Annotated in this window: 24 protein-coding genes and 1 tRNA gene; 12 read left to right on the top strand and 13 right to left on the bottom strand. The window is 33.0% G+C overall.

Annotated elements, in window-relative coordinates; translation table 11 throughout:
* Positions 1-54: 54 nt before the first annotated feature.
* The 3 genes from B0A66_RS20545 to B0A66_RS20535 all read right to left on the bottom strand — a co-directional run bounded on the left by B0A66_RS20545 (position 55) and on the right by B0A66_RS20535 (position 3279).
* Positions 55-1578: a sensor histidine kinase gene (locus B0A66_RS20545; protein ID WP_089051726.1), complete on the bottom strand. Its 1524-nt coding sequence runs from the start codon at positions 1576-1578 to the stop codon at positions 55-57.
* A 152-nt stretch (positions 1579-1730) separates the two neighbouring features.
* On the bottom strand, positions 1731-2627 hold the full coding sequence (gene xerD / locus B0A66_RS20540; protein WP_089051725.1) for a site-specific tyrosine recombinase XerD: 897 nt from the start codon (positions 2625-2627) through the stop codon (positions 1731-1733).
* A 79-nt stretch (positions 2628-2706) separates the two neighbouring features.
* Entirely contained in the window at positions 2707-3279 is a 573-nt protein-coding gene (locus B0A66_RS20535; RefSeq protein WP_089051724.1) for a porin family protein, read from the bottom strand.
* A 495-nt stretch (positions 3280-3774) separates the two neighbouring features.
* Between B0A66_RS20535 and B0A66_RS20530 the strand changes: the two genes are divergently transcribed.
* The 3 genes from B0A66_RS20530 to B0A66_RS20520 all read left to right on the top strand — a co-directional run bounded on the left by B0A66_RS20530 (position 3775) and on the right by B0A66_RS20520 (position 7438).
* Positions 3775-4335, top strand: a complete 561-nt coding sequence (locus B0A66_RS20530) for a porin family protein (protein ID WP_089051723.1) — start codon at positions 3775-3777, stop codon at positions 4333-4335.
* 130 nt (positions 4336-4465) lie between these two features.
* A complete protein-coding gene (aroQ, locus tag B0A66_RS20525) occupies positions 4466-4879 on the top strand; it encodes a type II 3-dehydroquinate dehydratase (protein ID WP_089051722.1) in 414 nt (137 codons plus the stop codon).
* 69 nt (positions 4880-4948) lie between these two features.
* Positions 4949-7438, top strand: coding sequence for a DUF5686 and carboxypeptidase regulatory-like domain-containing protein (locus B0A66_RS20520; RefSeq protein ID WP_089051721.1), 2490 nt, complete (start codon positions 4949-4951; stop codon positions 7436-7438).
* 188 nt (positions 7439-7626) lie between these two features.
* Here B0A66_RS20520 and B0A66_RS20515 read toward each other — a convergent pair whose 3' ends face one another.
* The 4 genes from B0A66_RS20515 to B0A66_RS20500 all read right to left on the bottom strand — a co-directional run bounded on the left by B0A66_RS20515 (position 7627) and on the right by B0A66_RS20500 (position 11141).
* Positions 7627-8502 (bottom strand): cation diffusion facilitator family transporter, encoded by an 876-nt coding sequence (locus B0A66_RS20515; RefSeq protein ID WP_089051720.1) that lies wholly within the window; start codon positions 8500-8502, stop codon positions 7627-7629.
* A gap of 54 nt (positions 8503-8556) precedes the next feature.
* Positions 8557-9870: a UDP-N-acetylglucosamine 1-carboxyvinyltransferase gene (gene murA / locus B0A66_RS20510; protein WP_089051719.1), complete on the bottom strand. Its 1314-nt coding sequence runs from the start codon at positions 9868-9870 to the stop codon at positions 8557-8559.
* Between the two features lie 245 nt (positions 9871-10115).
* On the bottom strand, positions 10116-10838 hold the full coding sequence (locus B0A66_RS20505) for a DUF4290 domain-containing protein (protein ID WP_089051718.1): 723 nt from the start codon (positions 10836-10838) through the stop codon (positions 10116-10118).
* A 6-nt stretch (positions 10839-10844) separates the two neighbouring features.
* On the bottom strand, positions 10845-11141 hold the full coding sequence (locus B0A66_RS20500) for a DUF493 family protein (protein ID WP_089051717.1): 297 nt from the start codon (positions 11139-11141) through the stop codon (positions 10845-10847).
* A gap of 262 nt (positions 11142-11403) precedes the next feature.
* Between B0A66_RS20500 and B0A66_RS20495 the strand changes: the two genes are divergently transcribed.
* The 7 genes from B0A66_RS20495 (at position 11404) to B0A66_RS20465 (ending at position 17715) form a co-directional block, all read left to right on the top strand.
* Positions 11404-12318 (top strand): alpha/beta hydrolase fold domain-containing protein, encoded by a 915-nt coding sequence (locus B0A66_RS20495; RefSeq protein WP_089051716.1) that lies wholly within the window; start codon positions 11404-11406, stop codon positions 12316-12318.
* Between the two features lie 464 nt (positions 12319-12782).
* A complete protein-coding gene (locus tag B0A66_RS20490) occupies positions 12783-12962 on the top strand; it encodes a hypothetical protein (protein WP_089051715.1) in 180 nt (59 codons plus the stop codon).
* A gap of 166 nt (positions 12963-13128) precedes the next feature.
* On the top strand, positions 13129-13662 hold the full coding sequence (locus B0A66_RS20485) for an AAA family ATPase (protein ID WP_089051714.1): 534 nt from the start codon (positions 13129-13131) through the stop codon (positions 13660-13662).
* A 65-nt stretch (positions 13663-13727) separates the two neighbouring features.
* Positions 13728-15623: a RecQ family ATP-dependent DNA helicase gene (locus tag B0A66_RS20480; RefSeq protein WP_089051713.1), complete on the top strand. Its 1896-nt coding sequence runs from the start codon at positions 13728-13730 to the stop codon at positions 15621-15623.
* Positions 15623-16570 (top strand): methionyl-tRNA formyltransferase, encoded by a 948-nt coding sequence (fmt, locus tag B0A66_RS20475; protein WP_089051712.1) that lies wholly within the window; start codon positions 15623-15625, stop codon positions 16568-16570. Before B0A66_RS20480 ends, fmt begins: the two co-directional genes overlap by 1 nt.
* A 181-nt stretch (positions 16571-16751) precedes the next feature.
* Entirely contained in the window at positions 16752-17024 is a 273-nt protein-coding gene (locus B0A66_RS20470) for an HU family DNA-binding protein (protein ID WP_012022249.1), read from the top strand.
* A 130-nt stretch (positions 17025-17154) separates the two neighbouring features.
* A complete protein-coding gene (locus tag B0A66_RS20465; protein WP_089051742.1) occupies positions 17155-17715 on the top strand; it encodes a YqgE/AlgH family protein in 561 nt (186 codons plus the stop codon).
* Here the strand turns inward: B0A66_RS20465 and B0A66_RS20460 are convergent.
* On the bottom strand, positions 17712-18551 hold the full coding sequence (locus B0A66_RS20460) for an aminotransferase class IV (RefSeq protein WP_089051711.1): 840 nt from the start codon (positions 18549-18551) through the stop codon (positions 17712-17714). The two genes, B0A66_RS20465 and B0A66_RS20460, sit on opposite strands and share 4 nt — an antisense overlap.
* A 54-nt stretch (positions 18552-18605) precedes the next feature.
* Positions 18606-18998: an START-like domain-containing protein gene (locus B0A66_RS20455; RefSeq protein ID WP_012022252.1), complete on the bottom strand. Its 393-nt coding sequence runs from the start codon at positions 18996-18998 to the stop codon at positions 18606-18608.
* 154 nt (positions 18999-19152) lie between these two features.
* On the opposite strand from B0A66_RS20455, the gene B0A66_RS20450 reads away from it, so the two are divergent.
* Positions 19153-19226, top strand: a tRNA-Met gene (locus B0A66_RS20450).
* Between the two features lie 594 nt (positions 19227-19820).
* Here the strand turns inward: B0A66_RS20450 and B0A66_RS20440 are convergent.
* The 3 genes from B0A66_RS20440 to B0A66_RS20430 all read right to left on the bottom strand — a co-directional run bounded on the left by B0A66_RS20440 (position 19821) and on the right by B0A66_RS20430 (position 21513).
* The gene (locus B0A66_RS20440) at positions 19821-20201 is read right to left on the bottom strand and encodes a hypothetical protein (RefSeq protein ID WP_089051710.1); all 381 of its coding nucleotides are present in this window, start codon (positions 20199-20201) and stop codon (positions 19821-19823) included.
* Between the two features lie 196 nt (positions 20202-20397).
* Positions 20398-21132 (bottom strand): hypothetical protein, encoded by a 735-nt coding sequence (locus tag B0A66_RS20435; protein WP_089051709.1) that lies wholly within the window; start codon positions 21130-21132, stop codon positions 20398-20400.
* A gap of 6 nt (positions 21133-21138) precedes the next feature.
* Positions 21139-21513, bottom strand: a complete 375-nt coding sequence (locus tag B0A66_RS20430) for a hypothetical protein (RefSeq protein WP_123868274.1) — start codon at positions 21511-21513, stop codon at positions 21139-21141.
* A gap of 229 nt (positions 21514-21742) precedes the next feature.
* Here B0A66_RS20430 and B0A66_RS20425 point away from each other — a divergent pair, with 229 nt between their 5' ends.
* On the top strand, positions 21743-22108 hold the full coding sequence (locus B0A66_RS20425; RefSeq protein ID WP_089051707.1) for a hypothetical protein: 366 nt from the start codon (positions 21743-21745) through the stop codon (positions 22106-22108).
* Positions 22109-22171: 63 nt separating this feature from the next.
* On the opposite strand, the gene B0A66_RS20420 is transcribed toward B0A66_RS20425, so the two are convergent.
* On the bottom strand, positions 22172-22843 hold the full coding sequence (locus B0A66_RS20420) for a hypothetical protein (protein WP_123868273.1): 672 nt from the start codon (positions 22841-22843) through the stop codon (positions 22172-22174).
* Positions 22844-22924 lie beyond the last annotated feature (81 nt).

The following is a 22924-nucleotide window of genomic DNA, read 5'->3' as shown; positions in this document are numbered from 1 at the left end:
TAAAGGCTGTCCTAAAAAGACAGCCTTTATTATTTTATACTAGTTTCAAGCTCTTTAAACATCGTTAAAAACAATTTTAAAACTTGTTCCTACTCCTACCTCACTTTCAACAGAAATCGAGCCTTTCATTGCCTCAATTTGATTTCGCGTAATATAAAGTCCAATTCCACGGGCTTCCTGATGTTTATGAAATGTTTTGTACATACCAAACAATAAATCTCCGTAAACAGCCAAATCAATTCCTAATCCATTATCTGTAATTTTCAACGCTTTAAATCCTTCCGGCTCAATTAAAAAATCAAAAACAATAATAGGATCTCTGTCAGGGTGTGCATATTTAATGGCATTTGTTGTAAAATTCAGCAAAACACTTTCTAAATAAGCAGGATTAAAATTGATCGTTAAATATTGCGGAACATTATTGACAATGGTAACTTTAGTTTGTTTATCGTACCCTTTGATGGTTGAAATGGTTTTTTCTATATATTCTCCTAATCGCAAAGGAACAACCGCGATATTGATGTTACTTTGTGTTGTGACAATCTGGGTTAAATTCGAAATGGTTTCATTAAGGTCATTAGAAACTGTTCGTAAATGCTCTAACATTTCATTAATGGTATGCTTGTCGACATCAGCATCTATAAAGTCCAAAATAGATTTTATATTTCCTGCCTGCGTGTTTAGGTTATGGGAAACAATATGTGAAAAATTCAGTAGTCGACTGTTTTGATCGCTGTACAGTTTCATTGTTTTTAAAAGCTCGAGTTCTTTTTCTTTTTGGAGCGAAACATCAGTATGTGTACCAATAACCCGCAAAGGTTTGCCGTTTTCATCCCGTTCAATTACTTTTCCACGATCTAAAATCCATTTGTAATTTCCGCTTGACGTCATGACACGGTGGTAATTTTCGTAGTATGGAATTCTATTCTCAAAATGCTCCTGTATATCTTCATAATACTTTGGCAAATCATCCGGATGTACAAGTTTATCCCAACGCTCGGGATCGTCAAAAATATCAGTCGATTCCAGTTCTAAAATTCGCAATGATAATGAGGAATAAAAAACACGATTGGTTACGATATCCCAATCCCAAATGCCGGCAGTAGAAGCTTCGAGCGCAAACTGAAATCGTTCTTCTGATAAGCGAAGTTTTTCTTCTTTGTCTTTTAAATCGGTAATATCTGTAATGTGCCCGAAGAAGCTCACACTTCCGTTGTTATCTATTTCGGTTTTAGAAGAAACCTTAAACCAGCGAAGTCCTTTTTTGGGCAAGATTCCTCTAAATTCAACTTCCCAAGGCTGAACTTCTTTTCTAGCCTTGACTAATGAATTAAAAAAAACGCTTTTATCTGAAGGAAAGACTCTATCGTAAACTATTAATTTATTCTTCTCATTGGCGAAATCTTCTTTTGAAAATTCAAAAATTTCAAATACAGAATCACTAACAAAAGGAAAATAGTAATTATTGTTTTTATCGATAACAAACTGAAAAATAAAATCCGGTATTTCTGCAAACAACTTTCTATAAAAATTATTTAGCTCTAAACAATCATCATTTTCATATAAATCAAAAACCATATTTTTTATTATTTATGTAAAAATGAATTACTACACGACATTCAATACAACGATAATTGCTTTTCATTATTACAAAATAGGGCGTAATATATTAAAAAATTAAATTGAACTAACTGATTTTCAATTTTTTACCTATTTCACTTTTTCCCTTCCTATTTTCTGGGATGAAAAGAATGCATAACTTCTTTGAGAAAGCTTCTGTCAAGATGCACATAAATCTCGGTAGTAGTAATTGACTCATGTCCCAACATTAATTGAATAGACCTTAGGTCGGCTCCATTTTCCAGTAAATGTGTTGCAAAAGAATGACGAAGGGTATGCGGGCTAATATTTTTATGCAATCCTATTTTTACTGCGAGATCTTTTATAATCGTAAAAATCATTGCTCGGGTAAGCTGATTTCCTCTTCTGTTTAAAAATAAGGTATCCTCGCAGCCCTTTTCAATATTCAGCGAAGTACGTATATTATTTTGGTAGATCAGAATGTACTTTTTTGTTAGATTTCCAATCGGAACGAAACGTTCTTTGTTTCCTTTTCCGGTAACTTTGACAAAACCTTCTTCAAAAAACAAATCAGAAATCTTTAACGAAACCAATTCGGATACTCGAAGACCACAACCGTATAATGTTTCCAGCATGGCACGATTTCGTTCTCCCTCGTTGGAACTTAAATCTATGGCCGCAATTAGCGAATCTATTTCGTCGATCGAAAGCGTATCTGGCAATTTTCTACCTGTCTTTGGTGATTCGATTAACTCTAACGGATTATCTACTCTGTAATCTTCAAATACCAAATAAGAAAAAAAACTTTTTAAACCGGATATAATTCTGGCCTGAGATCGCGGATTGACTTCTTTTGAAACGTGATAAATAAATTGCTGAATGGTTTCATCAGAAATTTTAACTGGGGAAACTTCTATCTGATTACTGTCTAAAAAAAGGCACAAGCGCTCGATATCAAAACTATAATTTTCGATCGTATTTTTAGACAAACCCCGTTCGATTCGCAAATACGATTGATAATCTTTTATATATCGGTTCCATTTCATAACTACAAAGTAAAACATTTTTATGTATAAAAAAACCTTCCGGATTAGGGAAGGTTCTTAAAATTAAATCTAATAAAAATTAGAATTTATATCCTAAAGATAATGCTAATACACCACTTCTTGTATCATCGTATCCACGACCATAAAAACCGTAATCACGATCTTTCTCGATACCTGTTAAACCAATAGTGTAACGAAGACCTAATGATAAATTATCAGTAAAATTATATCCAGCTCCTAAATTGAAACCAGCATCGATAGTTTTGTAATCACCGTTAACATTATCTCCATCATTTGTAGCAGATACCAAAAATCCTAATTGTGGACCAGCTTCTACAGTAAATTCTTTTGTAATGTAATATTTAGCTAATACAGGAATGTTAAAGTAGTTTAATCTGATATTATAATCTCTACGATCAAAACTATATTTAGCACCTTGAGCAGAGAACAAAAGTTCTGGCTGAATAACTAATTTGTCGATAACTTTGATTTCTGCAAAACCACCTAATTGAAAACCTACTAATGCATCTGTATTGTAATCTGCAGAAAAGTTAGAAATATTAAGACCACCTTTTACTCCAAATCTTGTTTTTTGAGCATTGGTAAATCCAAATGCCATAACTGCAATTGCAGCGAAAATAATTTTTTTCATTTTTTTTTAATTTGTATTTGGGTTGAAATTAAGGGTCAAATATAAGATGATAGTTTATAAAAAATAACTTGTATTTAAACAATTTTTGCACTAATTATCAGCTAAACTCATGTTAAACAAAACGTAAAACACTGTGTATTTGACACATAAAAGCAGAAAGTCTTAAAAATAAGCTAAAAATTAACGCCCAAAAAGCATACAATTACCTGAATACAGGTAGAAGAGTCTAATAACAATGTTTAAATTAACATTATTTAAGATATTACTTACTAAAAAGACAATTCTTTTTCAGTTGTATATTTTCTGAAATAAGTAAAAAGCAACCTTATTAATTCCTTGTCATCCAAGAAATTGAAAGCTCTGATTGACTATAGAGAGGGTGTTAACATAAATAATATGCGAATTTTATTAATTATTTTATAAAAAACATAAAACAATAAAATCTTAATTCTGTAGTTTTGAATTAAAATAAAATTAATCTAAAAAATAACATTTATGAAAAAGATACTTTTAGCAGCTGTTCTGTTCCTGGCAACATCAGCATCAATTCAGGCTCAATTATTAAAATTCGGGGTTAAAGCAGGGGTTAACTTTGCTAACCAAACAGGAGATGCAAGTTTTGGCGGAATTTCTGTAGACAAAGAAGGAATTACTAGTTACCATGTAGGTGCTCTTGCAGAAATCAAATTATTAGAAAAATTTGCTATTCAACCAGAGCTTTTGTACTCTACTCAGGGAGCTAGCTATAAAACTGCAGGTCAGGAATTTAAAAACGAATTAGGCTATTTATCTATTCCAGTAATGGCAAAAATCTATTTAACAAAATCATTTAGTGTAGAAGCAGGACCACAAGCTTCATTTTTGTTAAGTGAAAAAAATGACTTCGATGTTAAAAATGCTGAAACTTTCGACTTTGGTCTGAACTTTGGATTAGGGCTAAAAATTACTGAAAGCATCTTTGTACAGGGACGTTACGGAATTGGACTTACTGAAGCATCAAAAAATGCTGACGTTAAAAACTCTGTTTTCCAATTATCAGCTGGTTTCTTGTTCTAAAAAGAATATCACATAGTTTTACTAAAACCGTTCTATTATTTAGAACGGTTTTTTTATTTTTACCAATATTCTAAAATGCAGTGGTGGGCTATCCATATAGCGCAACACATTTAATAACTCAATTTATATTATGAAAATTTGCATCATCAACGGACCTAATTTGAATCTTTTAGGAAAAAGAGAACCGGAAGTATACGGCAGTCAGACTTTTGAAGATTATTTTGAAATCCTAAAAAACAAATTTTCAGATATAGAACTTTCGTACTACCAAAGTAACATCGAAGGTGAATTGATTGGAAAAATTCAGGAATGTGGTTTTACGTATGATGGAATTATCTTAAATGCAGGTGCTTACACGCATACTTCAATTGGTTTAGGTGATGCTATGAAAGCGGTTACAACTCCTGTGATCGAAGTGCATATTTCTAACACTTATGCACGCGAAAGTTTTAGACATCAGTCATATTTATCAGGAAATGCAAAAGGTGTTATTTTGGGCTTTGGCTTAAAAAGTTACGACTTAGCAATTCAATCTTTCTTGTAAGTCTATTTTTAACAAATTTTTAATAAGCTCGTTTTTAACTTGTTCTATTTTTGTGAGAGAAAAACTTTCATGAAAAACTATACGCTGCTTGCCTTTTTATTTTTTTCGATTTCAAATTTTGCCCAGATTAAGGGCACTATAACTGACCATAAAGGAAATCCGTTGCCTTTTGTTTCGGTATTTGAAGAGAACACGTATACCGGAACTACATCTAACGAACAAGGACATTATCAGCTCAATGTAAAAGAAGTTGGTAAGAACAAAATAACCTTTCAGTACCTTGGATTTAAAACTCAAAAAATAACAGTTTCAGCAGATTCAAAACTTATTACACTGGATGTAAAAATGCCGGAAGAGAGTTTTGATTTAAATGAAGTTGTTATTAATCCTAAGAACAATCCGGCGAACGCTATTATTAGAAGTGCTATCGCCAATAAAAAAGAAAATACAGAGAAGACTTCTCGATTTACAGCTGATTTCTACTCAAAAGGAATGTTTAAAGTTCGAGATTTACCTAAAAAATTCCTTGGACAAAAAGTAGACATAGGCGAAGACATGGCTTCTAACCTTGACTCTACCGGAACAGGTATTTTGTATTTATCTGAAACGGTTTCAAAAATTACTTTTGAGAAGCCTAATAAATTAAAAGAAAGAATTATTGCTTCTAAAATTTCCGGAAACAATAAAGGTTTTAGCTATAACACAGCCACTTTATCTACTTATGATTTTTATGACAATACGCTGGAATTTGGCGTAAACCTCATCTCTCCTATTGCTGATAATGCCTTCAGCTATTACAAATACAAATTAGAAGGCACTTTTTATGATGCTAACAATCACGAGATAAACAAAATTAAAGTGATTCCAAGGCGTGACAAAGAACCTGTTTTTGAAGGTTACATTTATATTGTCGATGATAGTTTTGCTATTTATGCGATCGATTTAGATATAAAAGGGTACCGCATCAAAAATGAATTTACAGAGATAATGAAGTTAAAACAAAGTTTTAATTACAATGCTGCAAATAAAATCTGGTCTAAAAACGCCCAAACATTGTCCTTCAATGCTGGTGCTTTTGGCGTAAAATTTTCCGGACAGTTTAATTATGTTTATTCTAATTATGAATTTAAAGACGCTTTCGAAAAGAAAACTTTTGGTAATGAAATTGTCTCTTTTGAAGCCGAATCCAATAAAAAAGATGATGCCTTTTGGAATGAAATAAGACCAATTCCGCTTACACTCGAAGAAAGTACCGATTATACTAAAAAAGACAGTTTACTCACTATTAGACAATCTCGAAAATATACGGATTCTATTGATGCTAAAAACAATGAGTTTAAAATTTCGTCTGTATTGGCCGGTTATGATTATAAAAATACTTTTAAAAAATACTCATTCAGTTATGAAGGTTTATTAAACGTACCTTCTTTTAGTTATAATACAGTTCAGGGATTTAATTTAGATACGGGTTTTTCTTTTAAAAAATGGAATGACGAAAAAGGAAAAAGCACTACCATAAGCACCACTTTTAATTATGGTTTCTCAGACCAGCGATTTCGTGCTGTTGGAGAGTTTAGTCATAAATTTAATAATATCAACTTCGCTACAATTGGTATTTCTGGGGGAACAAAAGTGGCGCAATTTAGTAGTGCGGAACCTATCAGCAAATTTGTAAATTCGATAAGTACTTTATTCTTTCGGGATAATTATATGAAATTGTACAACTTGGAATTTGCTCAAATTAATTATTCGCAAGACATCTTAAATGGCGTTAACTTGAACGGAAAAATCGCTTATGAACAACGAAAACCGCTTTCTAACACTACAAATTATTCTTTCTTCAAAAGAGAAGACAGCTTTTCATCTAACAATCCAATTGCTCCCGATGATTTTGAAACTCCAGCTTTCGATCCTCATCATTTGTTTAAAGCAGCTATAAATGCCCGAATTAATTTTGGAAATAAATACATTTCGAGACCGGACGGAAGATATAATTTTAAAGATGACAAATACCCAACCTTATTTCTGGCTTTTGAAAAAGGATTTGCTGCCAATGAGAAAAAATATGAATTTGAAAGAATTGGTGCGTCCTTACAATATGATTTAGCTTTGGGCAACAAAGGTGTTTTAGGAACCAACTTTAGAGCCGGTAAATTTTTTAATGCCGAAAATATTGCATTTATCGATTACAAACATTTTAACGGAAATCAAACGCACATCGGGCAAACCGATCGCTACCTGAATGTTTTTAACTTAATGCCATACTACGCAAACAGCACAAACGACAGTTACTTTGAAATGCACTTAGAACACAATGATATGGGATTTGTAATGAATAAAATTCCGTTACTAAACTTATTAAAATCAACGATGAATATTGGTTTTCATTCGCTGGCAATTCCGGACAGAAAACCGTACACTGAACTTACTATTGGTTTAGATAATCTCGGATTTGGAAAGTTCAAATTATTCCGATTAGATTATGTTCATTCTTATCAAGGCGGAGTACAACAAAATGGTGTAGTTCTGGGGTTGAAGATTTTGAATATATTAGATTAATTAGGAAGGTTCAAAGGGACAAAGGTTCAAAGGGACTGAGGCTCTGAGCCATGTCGTTAAGTCTCTTATAACTTAGCTGCTAAATCTTTAAAGCAGTTAAATATATCCTAGCATCTTTATCTCTTTTAACATCAAGAGAAAAAACCTTAGCACCTTTGAACCTTTGTCCCTTTGAACCTCAAAAAAAATCAATGATAATCATCTGGTTCTATATGAATTAGGACGTTACCTAATTGCGGAATCTTTTCTTTTAAAGTGTCTTGTAGTTTATGTGATAAATCATGTCCTTCTTTTACAGAAATTTTAGCCGAAACGATCGCATGCAGATCTACATGATAGCGCATTCCTGCTTTTCGGATGAAGCATTTTTCGGTACCAAGAATTCCGCTTACGGTTAATGATTTAACCCGAATTTCTTCGACAAGATCATCATTTAAATGTTCGTCCATGATTTCTCCTAAAGCGGGTCTGAAAATTTTGTAGCTGTTGTATAAGATAAAAAAAGCAGCAAAAAGTGCCGCCCAATCGTCTGCTGATTCATAACCGTCTCCCATAAAAAGGGCAATCGAAATTCCGATAAACGCTGCAACCGATGTAATAGCATCACTACGATGGTGCCAGGCATCTGCGGCTAAAACAGAACTATTGGTTTGTTTGCTGCGTTTCATTACCACACGAAAAGAATATTCTTTCCAGATAATTATGGCGCCTAAAACAATCAATGTCCAGGGTTTTGGTCCTTCATGTGGCGATTGAATGTTGGCAATACTTTCGTAACCAATAATGGTTGCTGACGTAATTAAAAAACCTACAACCAAAAAAGTAATAAGTGGTTCTGCACGACCATGTCCGTAAGGGTGATTTTCATCTGCAGGTTTATTAGAATATTTGATCCCGAATAGCACCAAACAAGACGAAAATATGTCTGTAGTTGATTCTATCGCATCTGCAATTAAGGCATATGAATTGCCAAAAAAACCTGCTAACCCTTTTAAAATGGCTAAGCAGGTGTTTCCGGCTATACTGAAATAGGTAGCTTTTATAGCTTGTTGTTCGTTTGTCATTTAGACTATTTTTTTTGCTACTCCTAAATATTCATCAGGAGCGGCAAATACTTTTTATGCTCTAACGATTTTTGCTCCAATTGCTCTTAAACGTTCGTCGATACGCTCGTATCCACGATCAATTTGTTCGATATTTTGTATTGTACTTGTTCCTTTTGCAGAAAGCGCTGCAATCAATAACGAAATACCTGCACGAATATCAGGAGACGACATTGTTGTTGCTTTTAACTGAGATTCGAAATTATGTCCCATAACCACAGCTCTGTGCGGATCACATAACATGATTTTTGCTCCCATATCGATTAATTTGTCTACGAAGAACAAACGGCTTTCGAACATTTTTTGGTGAATCAAAACATCTCCTTTTGCTTGTGTTGCTACAACCAAAACGATACTCAATAAATCAGGTGTAAATCCTGGCCAAGGTGCATCGGCAATTGTTAAAATAGAACCGTCGATATCTGTTTTTACTTCATATCCGTCTTTGTGAGCAGGAATGTAAATATCATCGTTGCGTTTTTCGATTGTAATACCAAGTTTTCTAAAGGTATTTGGAATCAATCCCAGGTTTTCCCAGCTTACGTTTTTGATTGTGATTTCGCTTTTTGTCATTGCAGCAAGACCAATCCAAGAACCAATTTCGATCATATCCGGAAGAATTCTGTGCTCACAACCTCCAAGGCTTTCAACACCTTCGATGGTTAATAAATTAGAACCAACTCCTGTAATCTTAGCTCCCATAGAGTTCAACATTTTACACAATTGTTGCAAGTAAGGCTCGCAAGCTGCGTTGTAAACTGTTGTTTGTCCTTTTGCTAAAACAGCTGCCATTACAATGTTTGCTGTTCCGGTAACAGACGCTTCGTCAAGTAACATATCTGTTCCTTTTAATCCTTCTTCAGGAGATTCTACTCCGTAAAAATGGTCTTCTCTGTTGTATCTGAATTTTGCTCCAAGGTTGATAAAACCTTCGAAATGTGTATCTAATCTACGACGTCCGATTTTGTCTCCTCCTGGTTTTGGAATATATCCTTTTCCGAAACGAGCCAAAAGCGGTCCAACAATCATAATAGAACCACGAAGCGCTCCACCTTCTTTTTTGAAAGCTTCGGTTTCTAAGTATCCAACATTTACTTCATCTGCCTGAAACGTAATCGAACCCGGTTCATTGCGTTGAATTTTTACCCCTAAATTACCCAACAATGTGATTAATTTATTGATATCAATAATATCGGGAATATTATTAATTCTTACTTTATCTCCCGTTAAAAGCACGGCACATAAAATTTGTAATGCCTCATTTTTTGCTCCTTGCGGAGTGATTTCTCCTTTTAAAGGAATGCCTCCTTCGATTTTAAAAATTCCCATATTTTTTTTGTAGGTTCTAAGGTTCTAAGTTACAAAGGTTCTAAGTTTTTTTTAAAAGGCTCTGATTTACTCAGACTCTAAGTTTCTTCGTATTCCTTTAAAGACTTAGAAACTTAGCACCTTAGTTGCTTAGCAACTTTTTATTTATAATTGTTTTTTTGAGATTTTGAATTTGCTTAAGTTACTAAAATTAAGAGCTAAAAAAAACTTAGCAACTTAGCATCTTAGGCACTTAGCAACTTTCGCTACTTCTGATTGTTATTTTTTTGAAAAGTCTTTGGTTTCCCTTGTCCTTTATTGTTTTTGTTGCTTTGAATTTTTGGCTGTCCGGCTGGTGCGATTTTATTTGACATACGTTTGTTTGTACGCAATAAATCAGTTGTGTTTAAAAGCTCTTCTGAACTTTGTAACAAATTGATCTTTCCTCCTGACAGTTCATATAAATGTTCAAAAATCACATCGTCTTTTACGGTGTCTTTGTTCCAGCTTAAATACGACTTTTTCATGTGATTGGCTATAACCAAAACCAATGCATTTTTCATTTCGCCGTCTTCCCATTTATTGGCAACATCGATCATGTATTTGATATTGTTACCGTAAAATCTGTATTTAGGAAAGTTTTGCGGATAATGCAAAACATCTGGTTTTAACTGCAAAACATCACGTGATGGAATTGGATATGGCGATGTTACATCTAATTTAAAATCAGACATGATAAAAAGCTGATCCCATAATTTATGCTGAAAATCAGGCACATCACGCAAATGCGGATTCAGACTTCCCATAACCTGAATGATATATTTCGCGGCTTTGTTGCGCGTTTCAACATCTTCGATTACAGTTGCCTGATCGATCAATTTTTGTAAATGACGACCATATTCCGGAATAAGTAAGCGCTGTCTTTCAGAATTGTATTCTAAATTGAAAACAACGTCGTTTGCGGCTTCTTTTTTATATTTTTCGATCATAATAATCTATAATGAAACTATACCTTCGATTGTAGATACTTCTTTGTATTTGCTAATCACTTCGTCAGCACTATTCATCGTTACATCTACAGAAACACTGGTAAATTTTCCTGTTTTTGATTTTGTTGTTTTGATTACCGCTCCCATGCTGTCAAAAGCTTTTTGAACTCGCTCAACATTATCGTCTACTGACGGTACTATAAATTTATACAAATATTCTGCAGGCCAAGTATTTGAGTTATCTAACTCTACCTTTAATCTTTCGTAAAATTCGGCGGTGTTTTTTTCTTTATCGTTCTCCATTCGTACTTAAAAATAAACGCAAATATACGTTTTTGATTTCAGACTTTTTAGATTTTTTCTTTCGAAAAAAGGTTCAAAGTTACAAAGTCGCAAAGGTGCATAGAAAAAAGCAATAGAAGATTATTTCTTTGTAAAATTTCCTCTTATATTTGAGAAAGCATTACGACAAAATTTGCTCGAAAAGTCGGGAAGACGCAACGTTTTTTAAGCTCATTAACTTTCTTTTCGACTCTGCGACTTTACGAGATTAAAACACTTTACAATGAAAAAAATCCTTTTACTTCTTATCACACTTATAATCAACAATACCCAAGCGCAAGAAGTTAAAACTCTTACTTATTTCCAAAATGACACGCTTAAACTAGATCTGGATTTATATTTACCAAAGAAGAAATCTGGAGAAAAAATACCGTTGATACTTTTTGCTTTTGGAGGAGGATTTTCCGGCGGAGACAAAATGCAGGAAAAAAACTTTGGAAAATTTATGTCTGAAAACGGATATGCGGTGGCGAGCATTTCATACAGCTTGTACATGAAAGGAAAGGATTTTGGATGCAAAGGTATTTTGACTGAAAAAATAAAAGCCATTCAGATTGGGGTGAGTGATATGTGGCAGGCGACTTCGTTTTTGATTAAGAATGCTGATAAATACAATCTTGATACTTCTAATTTTTTTGTTTCAGGAATTAGTGCGGGTGCTGAGATTGCTTTTCAAGCTTCGTTCTGGGATTATAAATTAATGAATCTATACGAAAATAATTTACCCAAAGATTTTAAATACAAAGGTCTTATTGGTGGTTCCGGAGCAATTATGGATATTAACTTAATTACAAAAGAAAACGCAATTCCGATGTTATTGGCTCACGGAAACAATGACGATACGGTTCCGTATAACGCGGGTTCGCATCGCTCCTGCCCTACGAATGCTTCAGGTTGGCTGATTTTATTTGGATCGTATGCAGTTTACAATCACATGAATGATTTACATAAAGACGTTGAATTAATTACTTCTTGCGGAAGCGGACATGAATTTTGCGGTTACATTTTTCATGAAGGACAACAATATGTTTTAGATTTTGTGAATAATGTTTTAAAAGGCAAAAAATTTCAATCGCATTTGATTATTCCCTCGGAGAAAAAAAATGCAGGTTCTGAGAAATATTTATTTTGTGAGTGATATCTATAAAAAATGATTTTGCAACCCTAACATACCTAAAAGGTTTTGGAAACACCTATGTCTTGAAGACCTGTTAGGAAATAAAAACTATAAAGAAAGATCTTCTAGAAATTAATTCTCCTGCAAGGTTTTCAAAACCTTGTAGGTATAGAATTAACCTCTCACTATAACCATCAATAAATCTCCATGTAAACCTACAAGGTTTTGAAAACCTTGCAGGTTAGAAACGACAAACAAATCCGTAGAAATCCGCGTTTCCTCTGCTCGCGCTAGCGGTGAACAAAGAAAAAATGCTTAAATATCTTTTTCTTTAAATTTTTCAATATTTCGCTATCGGGCATTTTATTCAAAGTTCCGTAGGAACGATCCATTTTGTAGCAACGGATTTTAATCCGTTGATTAAATAACGAGCGTAGCTAAAGTTCCATAGGAACGATCCATTTTAACCAGCTTTATCTAAGAATATGCATAAAATATCGGCCGATCCTATGGATCTTTTTTCTATTCTGTACAATAAAACCGGATTAAAATCCGGCTCTACAATATCAGCCGAGCCTATGGCTCTTTACAATGTTTTGAAAACCTTGCAGGAAAACGTTACGATTTTAAATCATTCCAAAAACAAAACCATGCCTCCTAAATAGCCCTGATGGGAGTGGAAATCCTTTTGCTTTTTTCTTTAAAAAGCAAAAGATTTGGAGCGGACAGCAGGAACATTTTATCCTAAAATTGCGAAATCATTCGGTTCTGATAAAATAATCTTTTTAAATACCAATAAGTTTAGGTAAATTTGCGCTTTATTTTAAGAAAGTGCAAAAACAAATCATAGTTTTAATTGGTGGCCCGGGAACGGGAAAATCTACTCTTATCAACGAATTGGTCGCTCGTGGCTACTGTTGTTACCCTGAAATTTCAAGACAAGTTACACTCGAAGCGCAACAAAGGGGCATCGATCAATTGTTTTTAGAACAACCTTTATTGTTTAGCGAAATGTTGCTGCAAGGGCGCATTAGACAATTTGAAGATGCTATTGAAGAACCTGCCGATGTCGTTTTTATAGATCGCGGAATTCCTGATGTTGTTGCTTATATGGATTATATTGGCGATGAATATCCGGAACACTTTACAAAAGCTTGTGAGGATTTTAAATATTCTAAAACTTTTATTTTACCGCCTTGGGAGGAAATTTACGAAAGCGATTCTGAGCGCTACGAGAATTTTGAACAGGCCGAAAAAATTCAAAAACATCTTATTGATACTTATAAGAAATACGGCTACGACTTAATTGAAGTGCCTAAAGATACGGTTGAAAACAGAATTCTTTATATCTTAGACCGAATTTAGTCTGGTTTTAAAGTTGCAAAACTAGAAACTGCTTTCTAAATTTTTTAACTTTAAAATCCGGACCAATGCCAGAAGCACAGGAAATTCTTTTAAAATACTGGAAACACAGCAGTTTTAGACCGTTGCAAAAGGAAATTATCGATTCTGTTTTGAACGGTCAGGATACTTTTGCCTTGCTTCCTACGGGCGGTGGAAAATCGATTTGTTTTCAGGTTCCGGCAATGATGAAAGATGGTATTTGTCTTGTAATTTCGCCTTTGATTGCTTTAATGAAAGATCAGGTCGCGAATTTGCAAAAACTTGATATCAAAGCGATTGCTCTTACGGGTGGCATCCATACTGACGAAATTATTGATCTTCTTGATAATTGTCAGTACGGAAATTATAAGTTTCTGTACCTTTCTCCAGAGCGATTGCAATCTGACTGGATTTTAGAGCGTATAAAAAATCTTCCTATTAGTTTAATTGCTATTGATGAAGCGCATTGTGTTTCGCAATGGGGACATGATTTTCGTCCGGCTTATTTGAAGATTTCAGAGTTAAAGAAATATTTTCTTAAAGTTCCGTTTCTGGCCTTGACCGCATCTGCAACTCCAAAAGTTATTGAGGACATTAAAACAGAAGTAGGCATGAAAGATCCTGCTTTTTTTCAGCAGTCTTTTGAGCGCAAAAATATTGCGTACATGGTTTTTGAAGTCGAAGACAAACTATATCGTGTGGAGCAGATTTTAAAGAAAAACCCACAACCTTCTATTATATACGTTCGAAACAGGAAGTCTTGCCTCAATATGGCTGCCCAATTGCAATCTTTGGGCTTTACAGCTACCTATTATCATGGTGGACTTACGTCAAAAGAAAAAGACAAAAACATGAACTTGTGGATGTCTGAACAAGCGCAGGTAATTATCGCGACGAATGCATTTGGAATGGGAATTGACAAAGGCAATGTAAAAACCGTTATTCACACTCAATTACCAGAAAATCTCGAAAACTATTATCAGGAATCCGGAAGAGCGGGACGAAATGGCGATAAAGCTTTTTCGGTTGTTTTGACAAATTCTGCAGACAGCAATCAGTCTGAGCAGCAATTTTTAAATATTCTGCCGGATAAAAAGTTCTTGAATAAAATGTATGTCAAACTTTGCAACTATTTTCAGATTGCTTACGGTGAAGGTCTGGATGATTCGTTTTCGTTTAAACTCAATCATTTTTGCCAGAAGTATGACTTCCCTACTTTAAAGACATACAATGCGTTGCAGTTTTTGAATCAGCAAGGTATTATTACGATGTCTCAGGAATTTTCTGAAAAGATTACAATGCAGTTTTTAATCGAATCAAAAGAGGTTATTCGGTATATGAGCTTAAATCCTAATGATGAAGAAATTATTCTTGCTATTGTTAGAACATATCCGGGAATTTATGAAATGAAAACGCCTTTTAATATTTCGGTAATTGCTAAAAAATCAAATCATACTGAAGAACAGATTGCTGCTGTTCTGGAAAAATTGTTAGCCAAAGAAATAATTGATTATAAGGCAAAAAACAACGACGCAACTATTTTGTTTAATGAGGTTCGGGAAGACGACCTAACCATTAACAGGGTTTCGAAATACCTGGAAAAACAAAATCAGCTTAAAAAAGATCAGCTTTTATCTGTATTGCATTACATCAAAGACCAAAAGACTTGTAAAAACCGATTGATTTTGGATTATTTTGGAGAGGAAACAACAGCCAATTGTGGGGTTTGTTCGTATTGCATTACGCAAAGAGGCAAAATCACTGAAGCCGATTCGATTCCGGACAAGATTTTGCACTTATTAAAATCAGCTTCTTTGACTTCGAGAGAAATTGAAACTACAACAAAATTAAATACGGGTGATGTAATTAATGCGCTTCAGGAATTACTGGAAAACAATTACATTACTGTTCAATCAAATAATAAATACACTTTAAAACTATAATGGAAAAATTGAGAATTATATTTATGGGAACTCCGGAATTCGCCGTTGGTATTCTGGACACCATTATCAAAAACAATTATGATGTTGTGGGCGTTATTACTGCAGCTGATAAACCTGCGGGACGTGGACAAAAAATAAAATATTCGGCAGTAAAAGAATATGCATTAGAAAACAACCTAACGCTATTGCAGCCTACTAATCTTAAAGATGAAGCTTTTCTTGCCGAGTTAAAAGCACTAAACGCTAATTTGCAAATTGTGGTTGCTTTTAGAATGCTTCCAAAAGTTGTTTGGGAAATGCCTGCTTTAGGAACGTTTAATCTTCACGCTTCGTTATTGCCTAATTATCGTGGAGCTGCTCCTATTAATTGGGCGATTATTAATGGGGAAACCAAAACGGGTGTTACGACTTTCTTTATCGACGATAAAATCGATACCGGTGCTATGATCTTAAAATCAGAGATTGCTATTGAACCGCAAGAAAATGCCGGACAATTGCATGACCGATTAATGCATTTAGGAAGTTCAACTGTTATTGAAACGTTGCAGGTTATCGAAAAAGGAAATGTAACGACAACTATTCAAGAAGATGATGCTGAAATTAAAACAGCTTACAAATTAAATAAAGAAAATTGTAAGATCGACTGGACAAAATCCGGTGAAGAAATAAATAACTTAATTCGAGGTCTTAGTCCTTACCCTGCTGCGTGGTGTTTTCTAAAAGACAAGGACGAAGAATTAAGCATTAAAATTTATGAAGCTAAACTGGTTCCAGAGGCGCATTCATTCGAGGTTGGAAGCCTGATAAGCAGCAAGAAAGAGATCAAAATTGCTATCAATAATGGTTTTGTTCAGCTTTTGAGTTTGCAATTACCCGGAAAAAAGAGAATGCAGGTGGCAGAATTACTAAATGGGATCACTTTTTTAGAAACCGCAAAAGTCTATTAACACCAATAAAACAGGGGTTTATACCTGTTTTTGACGTTTTTTCGTATAGTGTTATGAACAAAAAAAGCAAGTTATCAACAATTACTGCTAAATTTAGAGAAAACACTTGCAAGGAACGGATTTCCTACTAAATTTGTGTATTAACAATTTTTTTTAACCAACAATTAATAACTAAATTATTATGAACAAGTCAGAATTAATCGATGCTATCGCTGCTGATGCAGGTATTACAAAAGCTGCGGCAAAATTAGCTTTAGAATCATTTTTAGGGAATGTAGGGACAACTTTGAAAAAAGGCGGAAGAATTTCATTAGTAGGATTTGGATCTTGGTCAGTTTCTGCTAGAGCTGCAAGAGACGGTAGAAATCCACAAACAGGAAAAACTATTAAGATTGCTGCAAAAAATGTAGTAAAATTTAAAGCTGGCGCTGAATTAGAAGGTGCAGTGAACTAATTAAAAAAGTTCTCTAAACTCTTATAATATAATCAAAACCCTCCCGATGGAGGGTTTTTTTGTACGGTTTGACGATTTTTTTTGGGATTTTAAAAATTTTATGATTAAATTTAATAAAAATTGTAGCCGTATGATTTCAGAAAAATTAAAAAAAGGACACCTGCTTATTGCCGAGCCTTCTATAATTGGAGATTTATCATTTAATAGATCGGTAATTTTATTAGCAGACCATAACAAAGAAGGATCAATAGGTTTTATCATTAATAAACCATTAAAATATACTATTAATGATTTAATACCGGAAATTGATGCCTCTTTCAAGATATATAATGGAGGACCTGTTGAACAGGACAACCTATATTTCATTCATAATATCCCGGAATTAATCCCGAATAGTGTCGAGATTTCTAACGGAATATATTGGGGAGGTGATTTTGAATCGACCAAAGACTTAATAAACGAAGGTGCTATTACTAAAAATAATATTCGCTTTTTCTTAGGTTATACGGGTTGGGACGAGAATCAGCTTGAAAATGAAATGCAGGGTAACTCCTGGATTATTGCCGATAACAATTACAAAAACAAAATTATTGGAAAGTCAACCACTCATTTTTGGAAAGAGCAAATTATTGAGCTGGGAGGTGATTATGTTATTTGGTCCAATGCGCCTGAAAATCCATATCTGAATTAATTTTCAGATATAGATTCATTCAGCTTTTCTACCAATAGACTAGCTAAAGTACTTGTAAAATCTTTTTTTCGATATTTGCTTATCGACTGTATCCCTGTGATAACATTTGTTAGAAATAATTCGTCAGCTTTTTGAAGATCAAATGGCGAAATTATTTCTTCTGTTACTTCTATACCTTCTATTTTCTTAGCCAAAGCTAAAATTTGCTTGCGCATTATTCCGTTTAAGCAACCTTCTGAAACTGGTGGCGTAATTAGTTTTTTACCCACAACCATAAATAAGTTTCCTTGTAATGCCTCAACTACATTTTTACTATCATTTAACAAAATGCAATTTTGCAGACCGTTTTCGTGTGCAAAAATACTTCCTGTAACATTTATCATTTTATTCGTCGTTTTAATAGACGATAATAACTGTTTGGTAACGTAGAAGTCTTTATACAAATCGACTTCGTATTCGCCCGTATTTTGCGCATAGGATTTATTCTCTAATGCAATTGCCTGAATCAAATACGATACTTCATTTGTTTTTGGCAAATACAAACCTCCGTCATTTCTAAAAACAGTAATTCGGGCTCTAGCCGAAGCTGAAATTCCGTTTTCACGTACAACTTTCAGAATCTCCTCTTCAAAGAATTCCATTGTAAAATTCATTGGAATTTCCATACGTACTACACGCATCGATGCCATTAACCTAAAATAATGATCCTCAATAAATAATACTTTGCTGTTAACTATTTTTAGTGTTTCAAAAACCCCATCGCCATATAAAAATGCACGGTTTTGAGTTAATAGATTATCGTCTTGTGCTGCTATGTTTCCGTTAAAATTGATCATAAAAAAACCCTGAATTTTGTTCAGGGCAAATATAAGGCATAAAATAGACTTTTACTAAACTGATCCGATAAGATGTTTCAGGTCTGAGATCTGATTCTCCCACAATTGTTTAGCCTCGCCAATTTCTTCTTTTTCAGCAAAATCAACTACCATTAATGACACATCTTTAGTCAATTCATCGACAAGGATATGCAATTCAAAAAAGTATTCAGTATCCTTACTGCTTTCGTCTACCCATTTAAACTTCACTTTTTCGCCGGATTTTTTAGAAGCCAGACGTGCTTTTTCTTGTGAGTCATTCCAAATGAAAGTAAAAAATTCCCCTCTTGAATTCACATTGTCAGCAAACCATTCTGATAAACCTGACGGAGTTGATATATATTGATATAATAATTGTGGTGATGAATTTATAGGAAACTCTATTTCATAACGTATTTTCGGATCCATGAGCTGCGTTTAATTTTTTTGGAAATATAAGAATATCTGTCCAAAAACAATGCGTTTTTAAAAATATTTTTTTTTATTCATTTTATGCTTGCTAACTCTAAAATTATTTTTATATTTGCACCCGCAATGAGGAACTGATTCCTAGTGCAGTCTTGGCGAGGTAGCTCAGTTGGTTAGAGCGCAGGATTCATAACCCTGAGGTCACGGGTTCAACTCCCGTCCTCGCTACAAAAGGTCAACCCCTAATCATCAAATGGTTAGGGGTTTTTTATTGGAATTAAAATCGATATTTCTATCTAAAATGCAAAATTTCTTATTCAAAAGAATACGAAAACGCATAAGTTTTGAATTATAAAAAATAATATTCGACACCAAAAATCTACAACGCAAACGGTGACATATCGAAACGTTGCATGTTTATTTTTTATTTAGAAATCCTCAAACTGATAAACTAGAACGCCAAAGTAACTTTTATGCAGGTGCAAATAAGTTCTCAATTCTAAAAGAAAGAAAATAAGTTATTTCGGAGATCGTTTTAAAAAGGTAAAAGACAGCTTAAAACTAAGTAAAGATTACGGACTTTATAGTTTTAGACATACTTTTATAACAAAGCTATACAAGGAACTTGTAATAAACAGTACACCAAACGAAGCTAAAAGCAAACTAATGCTTATTACAGGACACTCCACTATGAGTGCATTAGAAAAATACTTACGTGATATTGATGCTGTTTTACCTGATGATTATTCTAAATATCTTAAATACAACATATAAAAAAACCATCCAAAATCAATGCTTTTGGACAGATTTTTTTTACTACAATTATTTTTTCTCAATAGCAGGCACATTAACCATTTTTAAAAACTTATAACTAATTAAAGAAGCACGATCATTACCGTTATCATTCCATACACATTCATCTGATTGCCAAAAGAAAACATGAAATATTGTTCCAGTTTCTGTCTCGAGCGTTTTGTTTCCTTTACTTTTACCAGTATACAGCCTTACATAATCACCTTCTTTAACATCCCAAGATGGGAAAACATAAATGTGACGAAACTCATTTGATACTTGTTCATTATCATCAAAAGTTCGATCAACAATAGCATATCCCTTTAGATTAAGATCACTTTTTGCTCTGAGCGAAACATACTCTTCATTTGGAGTACTACCATTTTTTACTCTAATTAAATTAAGACTCATATAAATATATTTAAAAATTACAGTTGAATGTATTATAAACAAATATCATTTTTTCAACAAAAGAAATAACCCGTATTTTTACTCGATTTAGTAATTGATCTAAAAAAAAGTAGATTTTTTTCAATCAGATCCGGAGCTGCAGCTTGACCAGGAATTAAAAAAAATCTACTTTTAAAATTTTTTAATATTTACAATATTATTTATCACCTACTAGTAATATATCTATATTATCTTTAATCCTCTCTTTTTGTATTTTTTTACTTCTTAAACCATTTTTCATGAATACTTCTAATTGTGGGTGTACGAATTTTTCTTTAGTATAGTCAGGATAATCAAATTCAAACAAATCATTATTATCATTATTATAGTCTTCTATATCTTCATATTCTTGTTCTTGAAAATCTAATTTAGATACATTTTTAAAGTTCTCAAAGACACTCTCATCAACTCCCCAAATAGAATATTTACTTGATTTAGGATTTAATTTCCTAATTTTTTGTGTCTTTAAATCAAGTTTGTATATTTTAAATTTTTTACTTTTTATCAAATTGAACCATAAGTTAGACGAGCCTGCTTTGGTTTGAATCTTATCGGAGATTAGTGGTAAATCTAAATAACACAAACAGTACTCATATAATTTAGTGCCATATCCTTTTTGTTGAATTACTGAATGAGATTTATTAACTTTATAGTAATCTACATTAAAGATTTTAACTATTTCCAACCTAACAACAGATAACAATTCAGCGTCTAAATTAGTAAGTTTAATATAGGTAAAATTTACATCTACCGCTATATGTATAATTAAAGTATTATCATGCAGATCAATTTTTTTTGTATCTAAAACTTCATTAAAGACTAAATAATCATAGAAATAATTATCCAATAATGTAGCAGTATCTACTTCTCTTGGTGAAACTAGATTAGGCAAATTTTCTTAATTGTTTATTACAGGGGGAACTTGAATTTTATTTTCAATCGTATATTTAATCAACCAAGCATTATCTCCTCCAGCATCATTCCAAACACATTTATCTGACTGCCAATAAATCCAATGAAATTTTAAGCCACCAACACTCGATGTCTTATTTTTACCTACACCTGTAGTTACTGCAACCCAATCCCCTTTTTCAACAATAACATCAGGAAAGAAAAAAACATGACGAAATTCATTTGAAACTTTTTCTTCAGAATCAAAAGTTTTATCAACTAAAGCATATCCTTTTAAATTTGTATTTGAAGTTACTTCTATCCATACAACTTCCTTGTCAGGAGTTTTTCCGTTTTTTACACTATCTAATTTAAGACTCATATTATTACATTTTAAAATTACCTTTAAAGCAAATATCCTTTTTTCAAAAAAAGAAACAACCCGTATTTTTACTCGTTTTAATAATTTATCTAAAAAAAAGTAGATTTTTTTCAATCAGATCCGGAGCTGCAGCTTGACCAGGAATTAAAAAAAAATCTACTATTTTAAAAAAACAATTTAAAATTATCTAACTTTTCATACATTTGAATTTAACTAGAAATCAAATTTTATGAGTAGAATTTACCATTTATCTTATGATGCAATTAATGTTGAAAAACATTTTGGAAAAGATAATTATAAAGAAGCTAGAAGATACATCCTATGTGTTTTAGCAAATACAGGATTCAAAAATATATCCTCTTATTGTGAATCTACATTTTTAATTGAATACAATACCGAGCAACATAAATTATTTAATTATTTACAAATAAATCTTAAACAATATTTTCATTATTCAATCTCAATGATGGCTGTCGATAAATTTGGAAAAGAAATTGCAAGTCATAATCCAAAATCAATTCTTAACCTACGACTCGTAGTAGAAAAGCACGATCTTTCGTGTGATAAAATAAAAAAAGACATCACACCTTATTAATAACCAAAAAAATACCGTTGCAAAATTGCAACGGTATTTTCAACTAAATAAATAAACTAAAAACTAAAAAAACTTATTTCTGACCTCCACAGTCATATTAAACAAGGTGCATGTAATCGAAAACCCACCATCTACAGCCTTAAGTGTTGCAAAATCAAACGGCACATAAGTTCCCAAATCATTATTACTATTTACCAGTAAATAAATCTCATTGGTTCTGGCATCCTGATAAATTCTAAGCAAGTGATATCTCCCGCCTGAGTAGTTAAATGCCGAAGTAACTTTTATGTACATTCCGTTTAATTGAAATGTATTGGCCATTGGAAACGGTCTTATCTCTGTGGCATCTTGTTGCATTATCCCTTGTCCTGAATCATTATCAAAGTGATTAATATTCCATGGATTCATAATGTTTGTATTAGAAATAGAAAATACACTCTGAACAACAAAAGGCAATCTAACAGCAGATGTAAAACCGTAAACATTTCCTCTATACTGAGGGCTATCGTAAACCTTGAAATATTTATTTTGTTTGGGTAAAGGAAAATTAGTTATAGCCACTTTTTGTACTACAGACAAATCTTTATCAAAGAAGAAATACTCTGAAAGATTATTCAGCAAACTATCCATAGAACTATTGTCGATCACTGGCTTACAGAATTCGCCCCACACTCCCTGATAATTAAAAACTAAAGGATTTATATTGTATGCCGTTTCTGATTGTATCATAAACATATCAGGACGGTTTAAATTGTCCCGTCCTGAAATAGCGATACAAAAAAAAAGATTTGGGAATTTCTTGATAGTTTAAAAAAT

The sequence above is a fragment of the Flavobacterium hercynium genome (genome assembly GCF_002217285.1).
GTDB lineage: Bacteria > Bacteroidota > Bacteroidia > Flavobacteriales > Flavobacteriaceae > Flavobacterium > Flavobacterium hercynium.
Note: the sequence above shows the minus strand (reverse complement) of the source record. Positions and strands in the feature narration are given on the sequence as shown.

Excerpts from the sequence above, each read along its gene's own strand:
- B0A66_RS20545 (WP_089051726.1), bottom strand. The coding sequence starts at position 1,578 with ATGGTTTTTGATTTATATGAAAATGATGATTGTTTAGAGCTAAATAAT.
- xerD (WP_089051725.1), bottom strand. The coding sequence starts at position 2,627 with ATGAAATGGAACCGATATATAAAAGATTATCAATCGTATTTGCGAATC.
- B0A66_RS20535 (WP_089051724.1), bottom strand. The coding sequence starts at position 3,279 with ATGAAAAAAATTATTTTCGCTGCAATTGCAGTTATGGCATTTGGATTT.
- B0A66_RS20530 (WP_089051723.1), top strand. The coding sequence starts at position 3,775 with ATGAAAAAGATACTTTTAGCAGCTGTTCTGTTCCTGGCAACATCAGCA.
- aroQ (WP_089051722.1), top strand. The coding sequence starts at position 4,466 with ATGAAAATTTGCATCATCAACGGACCTAATTTGAATCTTTTAGGAAAA.
- B0A66_RS20520 (WP_089051721.1), top strand. The coding sequence starts at position 4,949 with ATGAAAAACTATACGCTGCTTGCCTTTTTATTTTTTTCGATTTCAAAT.
- B0A66_RS20515 (WP_089051720.1), bottom strand. The coding sequence starts at position 8,502 with ATGACAAACGAACAACAAGCTATAAAAGCTACCTATTTCAGTATAGCC.
- murA (WP_089051719.1), bottom strand. The coding sequence starts at position 9,870 with ATGGGAATTTTTAAAATCGAAGGAGGCATTCCTTTAAAAGGAGAAATC.
- B0A66_RS20505 (WP_089051718.1), bottom strand. The coding sequence starts at position 10,838 with ATGATCGAAAAATATAAAAAAGAAGCCGCAAACGACGTTGTTTTCAAT.
- B0A66_RS20500 (WP_089051717.1), bottom strand. The coding sequence starts at position 11,141 with ATGGAGAACGATAAAGAAAAAAACACCGCCGAATTTTACGAAAGATTA.
- B0A66_RS20495 (WP_089051716.1), top strand. The coding sequence starts at position 11,404 with ATGAAAAAAATCCTTTTACTTCTTATCACACTTATAATCAACAATACC.
- B0A66_RS20490 (WP_089051715.1), top strand. The coding sequence starts at position 12,783 with ATGCATAAAATATCGGCCGATCCTATGGATCTTTTTTCTATTCTGTAC.
- B0A66_RS20480 (WP_089051713.1), top strand. The coding sequence starts at position 13,728 with ATGCCAGAAGCACAGGAAATTCTTTTAAAATACTGGAAACACAGCAGT.
- fmt (WP_089051712.1), top strand. The coding sequence starts at position 15,623 with ATGGAAAAATTGAGAATTATATTTATGGGAACTCCGGAATTCGCCGTT.
- B0A66_RS20470 (WP_012022249.1), top strand. The coding sequence starts at position 16,752 with ATGAACAAGTCAGAATTAATCGATGCTATCGCTGCTGATGCAGGTATT.
- B0A66_RS20465 (WP_089051742.1), top strand. The coding sequence starts at position 17,155 with ATGATTTCAGAAAAATTAAAAAAAGGACACCTGCTTATTGCCGAGCCT.
- B0A66_RS20460 (WP_089051711.1), bottom strand. The coding sequence starts at position 18,551 with ATGATCAATTTTAACGGAAACATAGCAGCACAAGACGATAATCTATTA.
- B0A66_RS20455 (WP_012022252.1), bottom strand. The coding sequence starts at position 18,998 with ATGGATCCGAAAATACGTTATGAAATAGAGTTTCCTATAAATTCATCA.
- B0A66_RS20440 (WP_089051710.1), bottom strand. The coding sequence starts at position 20,201 with ATGAGTCTTAATTTAATTAGAGTAAAAAATGGTAGTACTCCAAATGAA.
- B0A66_RS20430 (WP_123868274.1), bottom strand. The coding sequence starts at position 21,513 with ATGAGTCTTAAATTAGATAGTGTAAAAAACGGAAAAACTCCTGACAAG.
- B0A66_RS20425 (WP_089051707.1), top strand. The coding sequence starts at position 21,743 with ATGAGTAGAATTTACCATTTATCTTATGATGCAATTAATGTTGAAAAA.
- B0A66_RS20420 (WP_123868273.1), bottom strand. The coding sequence starts at position 22,843 with ATGTTTATGATACAATCAGAAACGGCATACAATATAAATCCTTTAGTT.